General features: G+C 40.9%; 18 protein-coding genes. 11 read left to right on the top strand and 7 right to left on the bottom strand.

Annotated features, from left to right (window positions below; genetic code table 11):
• Positions 1–59: 59 nt before the first annotated feature.
• Positions 60–773, bottom strand: a complete 714-nt coding sequence (locus AUF14_RS11155) for a GntR family transcriptional regulator (RefSeq protein ID WP_016179741.1) — start codon at positions 771–773, stop codon at positions 60–62.
• Positions 774–1038: 265 nt separating this feature from the next.
• On the opposite strand from AUF14_RS11155, the gene AUF14_RS11150 reads away from it, so the two are divergent.
• Entirely contained in the window at positions 1039–2457 is a 1419-nt protein-coding gene (locus tag AUF14_RS11150; protein ID WP_102866042.1) for a glycoside hydrolase family 1 protein, read from the top strand.
• A gap of 204 nt (positions 2458–2661) precedes the next feature.
• Here the strand turns inward: AUF14_RS11150 and AUF14_RS11145 are convergent, their stop codons facing one another.
• Positions 2662–3054, bottom strand: coding sequence for a hypothetical protein (locus AUF14_RS11145; RefSeq protein ID WP_227656342.1), 393 nt, complete (start codon positions 3052–3054; stop codon positions 2662–2664).
• A gap of 203 nt (positions 3055–3257) precedes the next feature.
• Here AUF14_RS11145 and AUF14_RS11140 point away from each other — a divergent pair, with 203 nt between their 5' ends.
• From AUF14_RS11140 to hxlA, 3 genes are read left to right on the top strand one after another with little or no spacing between them, the layout of a single operon-like run.
• The gene (locus AUF14_RS11140) at positions 3258–4205 is read left to right on the top strand and encodes a class I mannose-6-phosphate isomerase (protein WP_049222167.1); all 948 of its coding nucleotides are present in this window, start codon (positions 3258–3260) and stop codon (positions 4203–4205) included.
• A gap of 1 nt (position 4206) precedes the next feature.
• Positions 4207–4770 carry a 6-phospho-3-hexuloisomerase gene (hxlB, locus tag AUF14_RS11135; protein ID WP_049222165.1) on the top strand — a complete coding sequence of 188 codons (564 nt, stop codon included), beginning with the start codon at positions 4207–4209 and terminating at the stop codon, positions 4768–4770.
• A 12-nt stretch (positions 4771–4782) separates the two neighbouring features.
• Positions 4783–5409: a 3-hexulose-6-phosphate synthase gene (hxlA, locus tag AUF14_RS11130; RefSeq protein WP_049222163.1), complete on the top strand. Its 627-nt coding sequence runs from the start codon at positions 4783–4785 to the stop codon at positions 5407–5409.
• 435 nt (positions 5410–5844) lie between these two features.
• Here the strand turns inward: hxlA and AUF14_RS11125 are convergent, their stop codons facing one another.
• The 3 genes from AUF14_RS11125 to AUF14_RS11110 all read right to left on the bottom strand — a co-directional run bounded on the left by AUF14_RS11125 (position 5845) and on the right by AUF14_RS11110 (position 9397).
• Entirely contained in the window at positions 5845–6393 is a 549-nt protein-coding gene (locus tag AUF14_RS11125; protein ID WP_102866041.1) for a helix-turn-helix domain-containing protein, read from the bottom strand.
• Positions 6394–6935: 542 nt separating this feature from the next.
• Positions 6936–7208 carry a hypothetical protein gene (locus AUF14_RS11115; protein ID WP_049222159.1) on the bottom strand — a complete coding sequence of 91 codons (273 nt, stop codon included), beginning with the start codon at positions 7206–7208 and terminating at the stop codon, positions 6936–6938.
• Positions 7209–7462: 254 nt separating this feature from the next.
• Complete coding sequence (locus AUF14_RS11110) at positions 7463–9397, bottom strand: BglG family transcription antiterminator (RefSeq protein ID WP_049222157.1); 1935 nt, start codon at positions 9395–9397, stop codon at positions 7463–7465.
• A gap of 241 nt (positions 9398–9638) precedes the next feature.
• Between AUF14_RS11110 and AUF14_RS11100 the strand changes: the two genes are divergently transcribed.
• The 6 genes from AUF14_RS11100 (at position 9639) to AUF14_RS11075 (ending at position 15777) form a co-directional block, all read left to right on the top strand.
• Positions 9639–10100, top strand: a complete 462-nt coding sequence (locus AUF14_RS11100; RefSeq protein WP_049222155.1) for a PTS sugar transporter subunit IIA — start codon at positions 9639–9641, stop codon at positions 10098–10100.
• The gene (locus AUF14_RS11095; protein WP_016179751.1) at positions 10097–10420 is read left to right on the top strand and encodes a PTS fructose transporter subunit IIB; all 324 of its coding nucleotides are present in this window, start codon (positions 10097–10099) and stop codon (positions 10418–10420) included. Before AUF14_RS11100 ends, AUF14_RS11095 begins: the two co-directional genes overlap by 4 nt.
• An 18-nt stretch (positions 10421–10438) precedes the next feature.
• Positions 10439–11539, top strand: a complete 1101-nt coding sequence (locus AUF14_RS11090) for a PTS fructose transporter subunit IIC (protein WP_049222154.1) — start codon at positions 10439–10441, stop codon at positions 11537–11539.
• Between the two features lie 99 nt (positions 11540–11638).
• Complete coding sequence (gene mngB, locus AUF14_RS11085; protein ID WP_049222153.1) at positions 11639–14314, top strand: mannosylglycerate hydrolase; 2676 nt, start codon at positions 11639–11641, stop codon at positions 14312–14314.
• Positions 14315–14340: 26 nt separating this feature from the next.
• Positions 14341–15219 carry a fructokinase ScrK gene (gene scrK / locus AUF14_RS11080; protein WP_049222151.1) on the top strand — a complete coding sequence of 293 codons (879 nt, stop codon included), beginning with the start codon at positions 14341–14343 and terminating at the stop codon, positions 15217–15219.
• A gap of 132 nt (positions 15220–15351) precedes the next feature.
• On the top strand, positions 15352–15777 hold the full coding sequence (locus AUF14_RS11075) for a phosphate-starvation-inducible PsiE family protein (RefSeq protein WP_016179755.1): 426 nt from the start codon (positions 15352–15354) through the stop codon (positions 15775–15777).
• A 53-nt stretch (positions 15778–15830) separates the two neighbouring features.
• Here the strand turns inward: AUF14_RS11075 and AUF14_RS11070 are convergent, their stop codons facing one another.
• Positions 15831–16706, bottom strand: a complete 876-nt coding sequence (locus AUF14_RS11070) for a sulfite exporter TauE/SafE family protein (protein ID WP_049222149.1) — start codon at positions 16704–16706, stop codon at positions 15831–15833.
• A gap of 119 nt (positions 16707–16825) precedes the next feature.
• On the bottom strand, positions 16826–17692 hold the full coding sequence (locus AUF14_RS11065) for a LysR family transcriptional regulator (protein ID WP_049222148.1): 867 nt from the start codon (positions 17690–17692) through the stop codon (positions 16826–16828).
• Positions 17693–17897: 205 nt separating this feature from the next.
• Between AUF14_RS11065 and AUF14_RS11060 the strand changes: the two genes are divergently transcribed.
• On the top strand, positions 17898–18437 hold the full coding sequence (locus AUF14_RS11060) for a prolyl-tRNA synthetase associated domain-containing protein (RefSeq protein WP_049222146.1): 540 nt from the start codon (positions 17898–17900) through the stop codon (positions 18435–18437).
• Positions 18438–18495: the final 58 nt, after the last annotated feature.

The raw sequence follows: 18495 nt of genomic DNA, 5'->3' as shown, positions 1-18495 counted from the left end.
AATATATATCTTTGGTTTGTAAAGTGACAAAAAAAGAGCTGAACACTCAGCTCAAGGAATCAATTCTCTACAAAAACAGCTTCAAAAATAAAGTCCTGGTACAAATGTCGCGTAATTGAGTATTCAAAAGGTGTGCCATTTGCTAAAGAAACACTCTTTTCAATCTCAATCATAAAATCGCCAACATCGATCCCTAAGATTTTGGCATCGAATTCTGTCGCAAGGACACCCTTCATCCAAACGTGAGAGGCGTTGATCTCTAAATGCAGTTCATCACGAATGTAGGAATAAACGGATTTTTTTAGATGCTTTGGTACCAACCCAGGGATAATGGAAAGGGGCATAAAGGTTTGTTCTAATGAGTAAGGTTGCTGATCTACAAAGCGGCTGCGAACAATATTATAAATATAGTCCTTTTCGTCTATTTGCAGCATTTCAGCAACTTTTTTAGAAGGCAACTCAATGGAAAAAGTATGAATCTCTGAATCCACATGCTCTTCACCTACGACGCTCATGAGTCCTTCACTAGGTCCGAAAACCTTTGAATTATCGATCGGCTTGCGTAATACTTCGGTACCAAATCCACTTCGGCTATGTAGAACGCCTTCTGAAACAAGCATATCCAACCCTTTTTTTACGGTTAACTTACTCGTATTGTACAGCTTCGCTAACTCAGTACCTGATGGCAGCTTCTCCCCAATCGCGTAGGTACCATCCTCAACTTTTCGTTTTACATCTAGATAGACCTCCATATATTTTGCCTTTTTCTTCATAATTACCTCCTTTAACAAACGATTAAAGATATAAATAATTATATACTTTTGCGAGGTTTTAGCAATGCTTTCGTAGTTAAAAGAATTATTTAGTTTTAAAAGTATATTCTTTTAATTAAAAAACTATTTCATTTTTTAGTAAGCGATGTTATGATGAATGAGCAAACAAGAAAACCTGCCTTTAACCTGCCATTTCTACTTCGGATACTTAGAAAGAGATGGCGTGAAAATGGGCTTCACTTTTATCGGAACGAGGAGGACTACAATGAATAAACAGCAATTAACTTTTCCAACGGACTTTTGGTGGGGATCAGCCTGGTCAGCCGAGCAATCAGAAGGACGCGGAGAAACAGGTAAAGCAGAAACCGTCTGGGAACGCTGGTATAAGGAGCAACCCTATCGCTTCTATCAAGGAATTAGTTCAGAAACAACCACCGATCATATCCATCGCTACAAAGAAGATGTCCAGCTGATGAAGCAAACGGGACACAATTCTTTCCGTGTGTCGATCTCTTGGGCACGGATGTTTCCAGCCGATGGTGTCGGTGAGGTCAATCCCAAAGCGATTGAATTCTATCGCGATTTATTTACAGAAATGAAGGATAATGGTATCAAAGTCTTCGCCAACTTGTATCATTTTGATATGCCGGCAGCGTTACAAGATAAAGGCGGCTGGGAATCACGGGAGGTCGTGGATGCGTATGTACATTTCGCGGATACGTGTTTTAAAGAATTTGGCGATCTGGTTTATCATTGGTTTACCTTCAATGAACCGTTGGGGCCAATTTTAGGTTCCTATTTGGAAGATTTTCATTATCCAAATATCATTGACTTCAAACGAGGGGCACAGGCTGCCCACTTTACGATTTTGGCTCATGCTAAGGCGATTGCGACCCATAAAAAACATAAGCTTACGAGTAAGATCGGCGTCATTTTAAATTTAAGTCCGACCTTTCCACGTAGTCAAAATCCAGCAGATGTGAAAGCCGCAGAGATTGCTGATCTCTTTTATGTGCGGAGCTTTTTAGATCCGATGGTCAAAGGGGCGTACCCTAAAAAATTAATTGATTTACTGAAGGAATACGATCAGCTGCCAGTTGATTATACAGAAGAAGACTTAGCATGTATCAAAGAAAATACGGCGCAAATTTTAGGCTTAAATTATTATGAGCCAAAGCGGGTGAAGGCTCGTCTAACTGCGATTAATCCAAAAGGGCCATTTTTACCAGACTGGTTCTTTGAAAATCATGTGATGCCAGGCCGCCGTATGAACGAATACCGTGGCTGGGAAATCTATGAAAAAGGCATTCACGATCTATGCATGGATATCAAGGAAAACTATGGCAACATTGAAGCCTTTATCTCGGAAAATGGCATGGGCGTCGCCAACGAAGAACGCTTTATGGATGAAACAGGTCAAGTGATCGATGATTATCGCATCGAATATATTCAAGATCATTTGGCTTATCTATGGAAGGCAATTAATGATGGCTGCAATATCAAAGGCTATCATCTATGGACCTTTATTGATTGCTGGTCATGGATCAATGCCTACAAAAATCGTTATGGTTTAGTCTCACTTGATTTACCAACACAAAAACGTACGATCAAAAAAAGCGGGGAATTCTACAAACAGCTCAGCGATCAAAATGGTTTTGAGTATGATGTGGATCGCTTAGTATAACAAACGGAAAAACCAATCTGAAAAGGTTGGTTTTTTATTTGGAATTTGTTTTTAGTTTCATAGTATAGTCGCCCAAGTTTTTTTTATTAAACAAGCGACAAGTAAGAGAAGCAATGAATGAGTCGAAAAATGGACTATTAACCGAGCAGAAGAAATAGCAAACTCACTATCCAAACTGGGAAGCGGGTTTTTTACAAGAAATTATTATTTAAACGGTTCCTTTCGCATAAAAGAAAATGGCGATTTGCTGATTTTTCCATACTCGTCGGCTCTCAGATAGTCGACCTCAACATGAGGATAGGCATTTAACTCTGCTATATGATCCTTCAATATCGGAACTAATAACAACAGATCAATGTCAATTTCACGCAGTAACTGTCTGGCTTGTGCCAATGTTGCAGGATGCCAGTCATAATCAGGATAAAGGTTCGAAATGTTTTTAAGCATATCCGCAGTGGCATAGTCTGTTGCAATAAAACCCCAATCATCAGCTTTTTTGGATATATAGTGGTGAACAACAAGCAAGGCTTTTTCCATAAATTTTTCCTCAAATCCGTTCTTTTTTACTATTGTAACCAGTAACTCAATCGGTCTCAAATGAAAAATGTTTGTAAATTGTATTCTTTCAGGGGATTTCTAGTAAAAGCTGCGCCCTAAAAGAGCAAACGATCTAGATAACAGAATAAAAGTGAAAAAATAGAAAATATCTCCTCAAAAGGACTAATTTTTTTAAGGGATTGTCAAAGAAATACAGGACTGTATAATTCTAGTTGTAAGCGGAAACAAAAGGAGGGGCTATAATGGAAAAACAAATCGTAAAAATCTTACCCTTTTTCGAAGCACGTATTTGGGGCGGCAAACGGATGCTGGAAGCCTTCAATTATCAGACAGATATTTATCCAATTGGTGAGGTCTACAATGTAGTGGCTTTGCCGGGAGCGGCGGATTGTCCAGTTGCTGATACCGATCTGACACTTTCTCAGCTTTATAAAGAATATCCTGATTGGTTCGATTGTGAGACGGAGGAACTGCCGATTCGCGTGAATTTATTAGATCCTTTAGCAGATTTATCTGTTCAGCTCCATCCAGACGATTCCTATGCCATGAAGCACGACAATTCACGAGGAAAACCAGAGGCTTGGGTGATCCTAGATACGCCCGCGGATGGCAAAATCGAGTTTGGGCACCATGCGAAAACTAAGGAAGAATTTGCTGAATGGGTCCAGGCTGGAGAATGGGGAAAGCTGTTGAAATACTTACCAGCCAAGAAAGACCATTTCATTGATATTCCGGCAGGGACATTGCATGCTATCAATCGCGATGTCTTGACCTACAACATTTCCCGTAACGCCGATTTGACCTATCGACTATATGATTATGGACGAGTCGATCCGAATACAGGAGAAGAAAGAGAATTACACATCAATAAAGTCTTGGAAAATGTCTTGGTTCCTGATACTTCAGAGGGCTTTGTTTGGATTGAACCTTATCAACGAAACGGCTGTGAAATCACTGATTATTGGGATGAACCAGGTTTATACAGTTTGAGTCGGATCAAAACAAAAGAACAGGGAACGTATCGGCTTAAGCGTTTTGTTTTTATCACAGTAGTAGATGGAGCGGGCACGGTAAATGAGGTTCCGATTTCGAAGGGAGAAACGATCTTAATTCCAGCGGGGATTGAGCACTTGGAGTTTACTGGGGCCTTAGATCTATTTGTGGCGAGCTATAAAAATATGGAGGCATAAGATGGAAACGAAGGAAGTTGCCTATACAGCAGCAATAGAGCTGGCAGAAACGTTGAAAAAAATTGATCAAGAACAGATAGATCAATTGGTAATCAGTGTCAAGCAAGCGAAGCGGATTTTTGTATCAGGGGCTGGCCGTTCCTTGTTAATGCTGAAGGGGTTGGCGATGCGTTTGATGCATCTGGGGTATGAAGTCTATGTAGTGGGAGAAGTGACAACGCCAGCATTTTTATCGAAGGATTTATTGATCGTGGCTAGCGCGTCAGGTGAAACTACTTCATTGATCAATACCGTAACGAAGGCAAGAAAGATCGGCGGCAACATCATTAGCTTGACCGTTTTTCCAGAATCAACTTTAGCCAAATTATCTGCGAGTATTATTCGAATTCCCGCTTATACCGACAAGCTGCCTGAAAGTAAGGAAAATCAAAAGGGAATTTTGCCAGGCGGCAGTATGTTTGAAGAAGCAGTCCTATTACTGTCGGATTCCTTGATTGTTGAGTTGGCAATAGAACAAAAAGTTCCGACTGATCGAGCGTTTGAAAAACATGCAAATTTAGAGTAAGGGGGAAAATAAATGAAATTACAACTAGCAATCGACGAATTAACTCTTACCGAAGCGTTGGAGGTTCTAAAAGACATTCATCCCTATATAGATATTGTCGAAGTAGGAACACCATTTTTAATTGATGCTGGTCGTGAAGCTGTTCGCCAGATCAAAGCGACCTATCCACAGCTTGAGGTTTTATGCGATGCCAAAATCATGGATGCTGGCGCCTATGAAGCGCAGTTGGCTTACGATGCCGGTGCTGATTATGTGACCGTTTTAGGCATCACTGATGATTTAACAATCAAGGGCTGTGTTGAGCAGGCTCAAAAGCAAGAGCGGCAAGTCATGGTGGATTTGATTTGTGTGGAGAATTTTGCTGAACGGGTGCCGATTATCGAAGCATTCGGTGTGGATATTATCGCAGTACACACAGGAGCGGATCAGCAGCAGGCAGGTCGAACGCCATTGGAGGATTTAAAGGAATTGAAGCAATACGCAAAAGCTGTTCAAGTAGCAGTTGCTGGGGGAATCAATGCTGAGACTATCGGAGATTATGTAGCGCTAGATCCGGATATTGTGATCGCCGGCAGTGGGATATTGAAGGCGGATGATCCGGTGGCAGCAGCGAAAGAAATGAAAGCAGCGTTGAACTAATTTCCTTTGTGTTGCGTTTTTTCATGTACATTAGACAAATCAAGCAGAATAAGTAGCAGTCATGAAAAAAGGTGATGATCATTGGAAGTCCTAATTAGGGGAAAACACCTTTGCGCGCAATATTAGAGATGCGAGAGGGTTGCCGTTGTTCTATTTGATGCTATGTCATAAGCCAGACCAAACCACGTTTTCTAAAGTCGAGTTTGATCAAAAATTACATTTAAAATAGTAGAAAAAGAGTGGTAGACCATTGATTTTGAAAAGGATCAATGGTCGTAAGCTTGACCAATACCAATATAGTAAGGAAATAATCTTCTTCAAAACAAGAGTAGTTTCAGAGAAAATTCAAGTCTCTAGTATTATTCAGGGTCTTATGGCTGTAGGTATTGTTACGCGAGGATTGATATTTGGGTAGATGAAAAGACGCCTTATTATTCAGGCGTTTATTTTATCATGTGGAGGATCTTGGATTTGATTTGCTGTTTCCTCAATTTCAATCACCAGTTTTACTCCTGTATCAAAATCTCTAATAAGAATATCCATTACCTTAGCTTCTAATCCATGAGGCTTTGATCTTCCCTGAGACCAGTTTTGAAAAGTACGTTCATTAACATTTAATAAATCAGGGAGATTCAGGTGTTTTTGTTTTGCCTTTTGCTTCACTACTCTTATCTGATAGGCATACTTTCGGTTTTCTTCTTTAGTTTTCTCTCGTTTTTTTCTAGCAATATTTAGTTTATGCTCTTCTAGTTGTTGAGCTAAGATAGGGGTAAATCTTTTTAATGATTCTGTAACTAGCACGTCATCTTTTCTTTCTAGGGTAATAATTTCTTCTAACTCATCATCAGAAATCCCCATTTTTTTGGCAAGCTGTTCTGATCCCCAATTCATACTATTAGAAATCGTGAGTAACTCCTCTGTTTTATCTTCATAAGGAATCGTATCCCAAAAATTTGGATTAAAAATATTCGGATTTATCGACATTCAACTCATCTCCTTTACTAACATGGACAGCAAGCAACAATTCAAATTTATGCACGCGAATCATTTCGAAAGCTTCCGAATACCTATTTTCGCTTGTGATTCCTTTGTCAAAAAAACATAAAAAATATTTGTTAACAGTTTCAGTAATGAAACGATTTGCCCCTCTGTTAGGTACTGGATTATTACCTATAAGAAAAAGTCCGCGAAAAGCAACACTTCGTTTTCTCAAGAAATTTCTCAATTCTGAAAATTCGGGAATTGATTTGTTGATTAGATCTTCCCGCAAATCAATTCGAAACTCGAATATTGACGTATCATGATTGCTTCGACTCATATGCTTAATGAATCGTATTTTTTTGAGGAAGATAATCTTTCCACGATAGTTGATAGTCAGATCACTCTTTGTCAGTTAGGCTTTTCGCAGTATTCAACGATCGGGATATACTCATTTTTAGATAGAAAATAACCGATGGTGCTGTGTAGCCTAATGATATGCGTGGCGAGCATCAGACTATTTTTCCGGTTTTTGGAAAAATAAATCCCTAATTTCGAGATAGTTTGATAAAAGTGATTTCTCCATGATACTCTCTTTTTTGGATATTCTTATTGTCAAAATCAGAAAAAATAGCATGATCAATTCGATCTAGTTCCTTAAAAACTGATTCATGGATGGCTAGTTTTAACTCTTCTGAGTCTAATCCTGTTGGAAAACGACTAAATTCCGTTGAAGCTCCTCTGAAACTTTCCTTTGGTAAATTCCGAAACTCATAAGAATTATATGGCTCTAGTAAAGCAGGTGAAACATTGATCGTCATATCTTTACCTCCAATTATACGCAAATTGCGCTTTTTTTCAATTGTGATAAAGGAAAATTGATTTTTTCGAACCCCATTCGCTCTATCAGTATAAAAATACGAAATCTAATCAACTAAACTGGTGAAACTTAACGTGAAAAAAATGTTTATTCTCTCTACTAAAGAAACGCTCCTCATTATTAAGTCAAGAGCAGGATTAGAGAAATCTTTATGTGAACAAACATAAAAGGAGTGGGGAAAGTTCCCAACTCCTTTTACAATTGCTTAATCTGCTTTAAGAAATTTTGAAAGTCGCTTTGCTGTAGAATCGCTTGCTGGATATCCTCGCGTTCCATTAATTCCAGCAGCAGATTGTAGATTTCTTCTGTATCTTCGTAGTCTTCTTTACTAATAGCAAACAGGAAAACAAATTTAACTAGATCGCCGTCGCCCCAATCCACACCTTCAGGTAGTACCGCGACGGCTACCGCTGAGCGCTTGGCCAATAGGGACATTGGATGGGGAATTGCCAACCATTCATTAATATTGGTTTGATTGATGGCTTCCCGCTTCATAATACTGTCATGGAAATATTCAGGAATAAAATCTAGCTTGAATAATTGCTGCGTCATTTTTTTGAGCAGCTGCTCTTTGTTCTCTACGTCACCGTAAAAATAAAACTCCTCTCGAAACAACGAATAGATTTCACCCTTCGCTTCATTAAAATTCGCTATGAAGTTCTCGATTTTAACGATTTCTTTATCTAATTTTGCCATATTGATATAAATATGAGGCACACTTAATTGCTCTAACGGCACGGTCGTGATGACGAAATCAATCGTGGATAGATTGCATTGCTGCAGTTCTACATAGGAAAGCCGATCCACTACCTCAAGGGTATCCTGATAATTCTTATTGATCTTGGCTTCAATAATCCGGCTCATAGCGCGTCCTGTTCCGCAGACAAGAATCACTCGATATTTTCGATTATTGCTGACAGAGTTTCGTTCCATTGCGCCTGCGATATGCAAGGCGATGTAGCCCACCTCGTCTTGTGAAAAATACAATCCATGCTTTTCCCCTAATATTTCTAAGTGGGTCAGGCACAAATCATAAGCCTGGGGAAAGGATTTTTTAATCGTCGCCAACAGAGGATTGCTGCGGCGGGCCTCCATCAGGTTCATATTAATAAAGCCTTCAATATGTGAGGTTAGATCCTCCACCAGTGTTGCGTCCTGAACCCAATCGAAGTTCGACGTACGTTTAATCGCCTGCAATAACTCTTCAACCAGGTTTTTTGCTGTTTCTGTCGAAGAGGTGCTTGTTAGTTCCGTTTCCACCAAACGTGGTGCATTTAATGCCAAGTAGTACGTAAAATATTCCCTTTCATCAGCAGTTAATTGAATGTCGAAGGCACAATCAATTTCGGTCAAAAAATGATCGAGAGCATCTTTCGCTTCCTGCTTCAAGATAGGAACGCGTACAGGAAAATCAGTGATGACATGCCCATCAAGAAAACGACTTAACGCTAAGGCAAAATGAGAAAGAATATTCTTATGATAATAATCCGAATCCAATAATCCCAAAGGCGCGAGGGATTCAAGCTCCAGCTGTTGTAAGAGGTCAAGATCGATATTGTCAAATAGAGCCAACTCCATCTCCGTAAAGCCCACTAGATATTCCTGTAAATCTTTTTCGATCAATAAATCGCTGATTGCCTGCCGCTTTGCAAATTCATTCCCTAGAAGCTCAAACCCAATGTTGGGACGATTGATGATCTTCAATTGATAGGTCAACAAATTGTCGCGAGCTGTTTTTAAATAAGAGTAAAAGGTATTTTTGCTAATGAACAGCCGATCCAAAAAATCATCCAACGATAAAGGGGTTTCATTTTTAAATAAAAGGAACAGTAAATAAGCTTGGCGTTCTTCACTGGTCGTTAAAAAAGATTCCGCAGAGGTCATACTTTCTGTCCACCAGTCGTTGAACTGTTCTTTAGAATGAATCGTCAGTAAATAGCCCTGTCCACGAAGGAGAGTGATCGTGGCACCGACATTGCTTAATAGATCATTTAGATTGGCAATGTCCGTTCGCACGGTTCGCTCAGAAATCGAGAAGCTTTTGGCTAATTCCTTCATCGGCAGCGGAGTGGTTTGTTTGGCTAATAATTCTAGTAGGTCATCTAAACGTTGATAAGCAAGCTTTGACACGTATTTCACCTCCGGTTCTTAACCCAATCATACAATATAGAAGAAAAGATTGAAATCGTTCCGTCGTACTGGATTTTTCCAAAAGAGTTGGCAATCTCTTTGGAAAACGCTTTACTAATGATTGCCAAATTAGTTGGAAATTGGAAGTGTTTACACAAAGGCCCAGAACTCGTAAATTAAACGTGTAAAGCGAAACGTTACATGAATCAAAAACTAAACAATTAAGAAAGGGGCTTCCGATATGGACTTTAACGAATCAACAATCCTTTTGGATGTAGCGGTCGCTTCGAAGGAAGAACTATTTGAAGTCATTGCGAATTATGCCTATGATTTGGGATTTGTCGCAAATGCGGCTGAGACCTGCGAAGCTTTTATCGAACGTGAAGCAGAATATTCGACTGGCTTGCAGGATGGCTTTGCAATCCCGCATGCGAAAGCGAAAACCGTTTTGAAGCCGACTGTTTTATTCATTCGCTTGAAACAGGAGATCGAATGGGAGACTTTTGATGATTCCACGGTGAAAAATGTTTTTGCCCTAATGGTTCCCAAAGAAGATGAAGGAACTGTTCATCTAGAAATGCTGAGTCGGTTGGCGACGGCTTTATTAGAAGAGACGTTTATCCAGCAGATTCAACGATCAGAAGATAAAACACAATTAGTCGAATTGATCAAAAAAGAAATGATTGGAGAGAGGATCAAATGAAAATAGTAGGAATTTCCGCGTGTCCAGCAGGCTTGGCACACACACCTATGGCCGCCAAAGCCTTAGAAAAGGCCGGTGCGAAAATGGGCTACGATGTAAAAATCGAACAACAGGGCTCATTAGGACAAGTCAATAAGATTAGTACAGAAGAAGCAAAAGAGGCTGATTTTTTACTGTTGGCAACCGATCAAAAGGTGGAGGGACTGGAACGATTTGAAGGAAAACCGCAGCTGCGCGTGAATATCAATACTTGTATCAAGGCACCAGAGGCTGTTTTGAAGAAATGTATCGCTGCTGTTCAGCAAAGACAAGCAAATTAAAGAAAAGGAGCAAGAATGATGAAGAAAGTTCTAGCAGATTTAAAGGGCCACTTAATGAGTGGGATCAGTTTTGTACTGCCGTTGATTATTGGTGCTTCCCTAGTCGTTGCGATCCCGAAAATGATCGCCCTTGGCATGGGGATAACGAGTTTAGATCCATATGCAGAAGCAGAAGGCTTCAAACATGCACTTTATTTGATTGAACAAGTTGGTTGGACTGGGATTGGCTTGATCAACACTGTATTAGCCGGATTTATTGCTTATTCCATCGGCGATAAGGCTGCATTAGGTGCAGGGTTTATCGGCGGTGCCGTTGCTTCAAGTACAAATGCCGGTTTTCTTGGTGCGGTAATCGCTGGTTTCTTAGCTGGTTACTTAGTGAAATGGTCGAAGGAAAAAATCAAATTACCAGAATCATTCTCAGGCGTGATGCCGTTAGTCATCTTACCGTTGATCGCGACCATGTCTGTGGCGATCGTTATGGGGGCACTTTTATCGGAACCGTTAGCATGGATTAATACTAGTCTCGTTGATTGGATTCGTACTATGATCGAAAACGATGTGAACAAGATCTTGCTGGCTATGATCATGGGCGCAATGATCGGGTCTGACTTAGGCGGACCAGTGAATAAAGCAGCATGGATGGCCGGAAATGTCTTATTAGCAGAAGGTGTTTACTTGCCAGCGATTATCGTTAACGTAGCGATCTGTGCGGTTCCATTTGGTTATGCCTTGGCTACTTTATTCCACAAAAAACGTTTTAACAACGAACTATTAGATGCCGGTCGCAACAATTTTATCATGGGTTTCATCGGAATTACAGAAGGTGCTATTCCTTTTACGTTGGTTAATCCATTACGTTTGGTTCCCATCAATATGCTCGGCGGAGCGATTGCTTCTGGTTTAGGAATTGCGCTTGGTATGTACGCAAAAATGCCGCCTGTAGGAGGGATTTACGGCTTCTTCACAGTTGGGAATGGCTGGGCGTATCTGATTGGTCTATTCGTCGGAGCAGCTTTCATCGGCTTTGTCGCACCATTATTCGTTAACTTCAATAAACAGGAAGAACAAACGGATGAAGTTGAATTAGAAGATATTGATATTAGCTTTGAAAATTAGCAAAAAAAAGTTAGTTCGCTAAACTAGACAAAAAATTAATAGGCACTGACGATGCAGATCGTTGAGTGCCTATTTTAATCAAACGAGAGGAATTTTTACATGAAAAAAACAGTACACGTTGTACCCCACAGTCATTGGGATCGCGAATGGTATTTCACCACCAGCCGATCAAAAATTTACTTGATGCATGATTTAAAAAAAGTTTTAGAGCAGCTAGAGAAGGATAATCCTTACGATAGTTTTATTTTAGACGGACAGGCTTCGTTATTGGATGATTACTTGAAATGGCGTCCGCAGGATCAAGCGCGAATTAGAACGCTGGTTCAGCAGGGCAAGCTGATTATTGGTCCTTGGTATACGCAAACCGATCAGCTGGTGATTTCAGGCGAAAGCATTGTCCGCAATATGCTGTATGGCATGAAGATTTGTGAAGAGTTCGGGGACTACATGAATGTTGGTTACGTACCGGATTCCTTCGGACAAGCAACCAGCATGCCGCAGATTTATCGCGAGTTTGGGATCAGCGATACGATGTTTTGGCGCGGGGTGAGTGATGATGATGTGGCACATACGGAATACACTTGGCGCGGGGAAGACGGCTCCGTTGTGAACGTGTATCAGATCCCCAGCGGCTATTACATTGGCGGAGCGATTCCTGAGCGGGAAGCAGATTTAGCCGAGTTCCTGCATCAAGAGCCTTTTAAAACGACGTGGGGTCGCAGTGCAACGGATCAGGTTTATTTTCCGAATGGCTTTGACCAAGCACCGGTGAGAGAAAATCTGCCGGAGTTAGTCGAACAAATGAATGAGCTTTACCAAGGGGAATATGAGCTGCAATTTTCAACGATTGAAAAATACATCGCGGCAGTCAAAGAACGCCATCCGGAATTAGAAGAAGTTGCCGGTGAGCTGATCAACGGAAAGTTGATGCGTATCCACAAAACGATTTTCTCTTCACGGCCGGACTTGAAGGCACTGAATACGCAAATTCAGCATTATCTGGTAAATGTGATGGAGCCAGTGTTGACGATGGCGCTGCAATTAGGCTTTGAATATCCCGTAGAAACAGTCAAGGAAATCTGGAAGCTGATGTTTGAGAATGCGGCACACGATTCGATCGGCTCGTGTGTATCTGATACTACTAATGAGGATGTCTATATGCGCTACAAACAAGCGCGAGATATTTCGATGAACCTAGTAGAATTAACATTACGCCAAATCTCAACCGCCATCAATAATCCGCAGGCACAAGAAATCACGTTTACGCTGTTTAATACCTACGACACTGCGCGTGAAGGAGTGATCGAAGCCGAGGTTTATCTGCCGCAAAAGACGTTTGCGATCCTCGATCAAGCGGGGAATTCCTTGCCTTATACGATCTTAGAAATGATCGATCAGACGGAATATGTTCTGAACCAAGGGAATATCTTGAATTCCGTCAAAGAAATCTATTTGCCGGAAAAAGTCTATAAAGCCAAAGTCGCGATCGAAACGACCACGGTACCAAGCATTGGCTATACCCAGTTGACGATCGATCTAAAAGGCGATAGCAGTGCACCCTTACAAGCCGCTTCGAATACGATGATCGAAAATGAGTATTATCAAATCACGATCAACCCGAATGGCTCACTCGATATTTTGGACAAGGCCAATGATATTCTCTACAAGAATCAAGGAATCATTGAGGAAAATGGCGATGATGGCGACTCCTTCAATTATTCGCCGCCAGTTAAGGATTGGACGATTTCATCGACTGATGTTGACCCTAAAATCACGATCCAACAATCCGATATTTATCAATCGGTACGTTTAGAATTCTTGTTGAAGGTTCCTCAAAACTTGAGTGAACGGTCTGAGAAACAGGCGACAGCGGAATTACCGATCGTTCTTGAATTAGTCTTGAAGAAAAATTCGCCGATCATTGATTTCAATTTGACGGTGGACAATCAAGCCGTGGATAGTCATCGGGTCTGTGTTTTGTTTGATACTGGGATCACCTCGAAATTCTCGATCGCTGATCAGCAATTCGGCACGTTGCAGCGTCCAGTTGTTTTTGAAAAAGAAATGGCTCTATGGGAAGCCAACAAAGAGCAATGGAATGAACAGCCGATCGCCATCGAAACCTGCCAGTCTTTTGTCGGTTTATTCGATGAGACGCATGGCGTTGCAGTGATGCCAAAAGGAGTGCGGGAATATGAAATCGTTGGTGAGGACTATGACACAATTCGCTTAACGATTTTCCGGACCTATGGCTTCATGGGGAAAGAAAATCTGATGTATCGTCCTGGAAGGGCATCAGGCGAAACGGTGATCGCCACCCCAGACGCGCAATGTCATAAGACGATGAGCTTTGATTTTTCGGTTGCTTACTTTGCGCAAGGCTTTGATCAAGCCAACGTAGCTCAACTTGCCAAACAAGCTGTGACTCCGATAGAACTGTATCAATACGCGGAATTCTTAAACTCGCGTCTGATCTTTACGCTAGGTGATGTCGAACCTACGCTACCCGCTGAATTCAGCCTTTTTGAGATTACAGGAAATCTGACGCTGAGTGTTTTGAAAAAAGCCGAAGATCGCCCGGGCTATATTATTCGGTTGTATAATGGTTTGCTTATTGAAGAGGGATACGCAACGATCACCTTCAAGCATGAAATCAAAATTGCGGAAAAAGTTGATTTGAAAGAAAAAACAAAGGAACCGCTACCAATAATTAATGATACAATAGAACTCGAGGACATCGGGCACGCGAAATTCGTGACCTTGTATGTTGAATAAATCTAAATGATTGTGAGTGAAGCTTAGTGGAAAAATTATTTGGCGGGATCGAGGCCGGCGGAACAAAATTTGTTTGTGCAGTGGGAAATAATGATCTGGAAATCGTGGAGCGGGTCAGTTATCCGACGACTACTCCAGAAGAGACGATGGCATTAGTGATCAGCTTCTTCAAGCAGTATGAAGAGCAATTAGTCAGTATCGGCGTAGGTTCATTCGGACCGATCGATATTCATCGCGATTCAAAAACCTATGGTTACATTACTTCAACACCGAAACTAGCTTGGCAGAATTTTGATTTTGTCGGCACTATGAAAAAAGAGTTTGACTTACCGATCGCCTGGACGACCGATGTGAATGCGGCTTGCTACGGCGAATACGTGAAGGGTCGCGGCGATGGTGTCAACAGTGTCGTGTATTATACGATCGGTACTGGCATCGGCGGCGGCGCGTTGCAAAAAGGCAATTTTATTGAAGGCTTCAGCCATCCGGAAATGGGGCATGTACTAGTCAGTCGCAACCCGGAAGATAATTTTGAAGGCAGCTGTCCTTTCCACGGACATTGTTTAGAAGGAATGGCGGCAGGTCCTGCGATTGAAAAACGCTTAGGACGTAAAGGTCAGGACTTAAGCGAAGACGATCCTTATTGGGACATCGAAGCGGATTACATCGCACAATGTGCCTACAATACGACCTTGATGTTCTCACCAGATGTGATCATCTTCGGCGGTGGTGTGATGCAGCAGGAGCATTTAGTTAAAAAGGTTCGCGCGCGTTTCAAAGAATTAGTGAATGATTATGTAAAAACACCTGAATTAGAAGATTATATTGTGACACCAAAGCTTGGTAATAATGCCGGAACAATTGGCTGTTTAGCTTTAGCCAGAGAAGCGAAATTACATTCATAATAAAATAAGCTCCGTCAACTCGCTCTTAGTAAGCTACTGAGCGAGTTGGCGGAGTTTTTTTAAGTGCGTATTCCTTCTGATTCGTTTTGAGAGTTGCTATAATTTAGATAGAAATCAAACGGAGGACGTACGATGAAGGAGAATTATTTTTTAAAATTCGAAAAAGCGATCAGTACGGTCGTGGATATATTATTAGCTGTATTGATAATTGTTGTTGTCATTGTCATGGGGGAAGGCATCATCAATATGATCATGCACGTGATTCCATTGAATAATGTATCGGAATTGACCCTCTTGATTGATGAAATCGCGACGCTGTTCATTTTATTGGAAGTCATATTGATGCTGCTGCGTTACATCAAGGAAGGGCATCATATTCCTGTACGTTACCTGATTTTAATCAGTATTACCGCCATCCTGCGAGAGCTATTACTGGCTCACGGAAACGGGACGAATTCTTTGTTATTATCTATCTCGATTTTGGTTTTGGTGGGTGTCTTATTCATTTTGGAAAAGGTCAAGGCCTTTCATAAGGGTGAAAGCCGCATAGAAAAATAAAATGGCTTCGTACCAATATTGGTACAAAGCCATTTTTTGATAAACAGAGCGATTTAAGCCGCTGCCGTTTTCCGTGATTTTAGAATGTATTGAATACCTGTATAGAAAATAATAACAATAACTAAATAAGTGACCATTGAAATGTCTAAGTTCATCAAAAATTGTGACGCGATGATAACTCCGGGAATCCCGCCGATCGTGATCGCCAAGGCAATTTTTCTAGAATAAGCTTTTTCACGAATGAAGTTGATACTAGCGACTGGTTGAAGTCCCGCGCATGAACACATCATGATCGGAAAAGCAGCTAATGGTGTCATTCCTAGCATGTAGACCATCGCCATACATGGCGCATATAGCCCAACACCAACCGTCATCAAGGCACCGAATAAGAAGTTGCCGATGATACCGATGCCTAATTTCACCCCGCTTAATCCCATCGCGGTATTTCCTTTACCCAATAAGGCAATGACTTCCGTTTGACGTAGCAACATCAAAATCGCTGTAATCAATAATGCCCAACCAATCCATTTCTGAACCGCTGTTTCGGATAGCTTAGTAACATATCTTGATCCGAACCAAGAGCCGACGATCGCCGCTAAGATTAAAGCGACTAAAGTCAACGCATCAACTTTGATAACTGTGACGAAAATCACAGCTTCAGTCAAGACAGGGATCGCGTGCCCAACATTTAAAATCCCAGGTAATTTTCGATCATCCGTATTTTGTTTCGTAACATTTAACATCATGGTAGTGAGTGCAAAACTCCCAATTCCAATCGTATCTGCAAAATCTGCAATAAAGCCAATAATTCCGCTAATTAGCCAATTTCCTGGACCTAAATCATCGCGATGGGTCACAACATCACGCACAAGCATGATTGCTTGAAAGATCATCAGTCCAATTAAAATATAAAAAATAATCTGTGCCATAAATCCTCCCGTAGGTCTTTTTCTTATAATTATAACAATAAACGAAATAGAAAAACCATAAAATTTGAAAAAATTGTGATTCATTGAACGATCGCAAGAAAAAATAAGTCCGAGTTAGCTTAAAAATCTAAGTATAGCTTCAAGAATTCTCGACTAGCTAACGAGAGCAAGGACTTGTTACGATAAAGAACTCCGACTTTACGAAAGACCGGATGAACGAACGGTCTAGTCTCGACTTGAAAAGCGATTCGTTGCAGAATCAATTTGGGTAAAATACTAATCCCTAAATTTTTCTCTACCATTGCCAAAATCGAATAATCATCCCATGTGCGAAATTTTATTTGTGGTGAAACCTGTGCTTTTGCTAATAATTCAGTGACGTCAGAGGTTCCTTCACGTTCTAGTAGAATAAAAGGCTGCGCTTTTAGATCGGTCACATGGACTTTTTCTTTAGCCAAAAAAGGATGCCCCTGCGGCAAAACGACCAGCTGCTCATCGTCATGGAGAAATCTTTGCTCCAAATTATGGGACGCAGGTAATCGTGAAAAGCCGAAATCAACGCGCCCCTCTAAGATCCACTGTTCGATTTCTTCGTAATCTCCCAATAATAATTCAAAATCAATCTTAGGATAGTCCTTTTGAAACGTTTCGATCGCTTCAGGCAGCCAATGAGTAGCCACACTCGAAAATGTCCCGATACGGATCAGACCTGTGTCTAAATGCCCCAGCTCTGCCAGCTGATTTTGCAAGGTTTGATATTTTTCCGCCAGCTCCTTTGCATAAGGCAACACATTCATCCCATCAGACGTTAACCGAAGGCCCGCGCGATTACGCTCCAACAAAGCAATTCCCCATTCTTGCTCGAGATCATGAATCATTCGACTGATCCCCGATTGAGAGTAGTTTAAAATTTTAGCCGCTTTAGTGAAGCTGCCTAGTTCAACGGTTTTAACAAAAGCGATGTATTTCTGAATGTTCATATCCATGATTGAATTCTCCTATCCATTTGAACTGATATGTGAATAAGCATTTATTGCATCTGTTTTCATCATATTAAAGATGCTAAAAATTCGTTTTTGTAATCCTTATTTCTATGATAAATTACTGCTAGTAACTATTCAATAGAAGAAGACAGCGTACACAAATGACAAGCTGCCAAAATTTACAGGTTAGAAAAAAGGAGTGAGTAAAATGGTATTAGTCAGTGAAGCCTATACATCAGTACCAGAAATATACAGTACACCATTGCAGGAAAAAGTCTATCAGGTCCTGCAAGAATTAGATATGGCGTTTCAGCGAGTGGAGACAGATGAAGTCATCACGATGGAGGATTGCCAGCAAATTAATGAACGTTTAGAGATGGATATGGTGAAAACCTTGTTCTTATGTAATCGGCAAAAAACAAATTTTTATCTATTCGTCACCTGTGGCGACAAGCCCTTCAAATCGAAGGAATTCAGTCAGGCGTTGGAAATTGCTCGAGTTTCATTTGCCTCAGCAGAGCAGATGGCTGAAATGTTAGGAACAAAAATCGGTGCGGCAACAATCTTTAGTACGTTGCTGGAAGAAGCCAAGAAGGTTCAGCTAGTTCTGGATAAGGATGTCTGTGATCAAGAATATTACGGCTGCAGCGATGGCACAACGACAGGGTATTTGAAATTGAAGACCAGTGATGTATTAGATAAATTTTTGCCTTATGTTAAGCATCAGCCGAAAATTATTGAAGTCTAAAAAAGCTAATAGAGCGTCTCATACATGAGATACTCTGTTAGCTTTTTTTTGCATCTTT

It is taken from the genome of Enterococcus avium (assembly GCF_002891025.1).
Lineage (GTDB): Bacteria > Bacillota > Bacilli > Lactobacillales > Enterococcaceae > Enterococcus_A > Enterococcus_A avium.
Note: the sequence above shows the minus strand (reverse complement) of the source record. Positions and strands in the feature narration are given on the sequence as shown.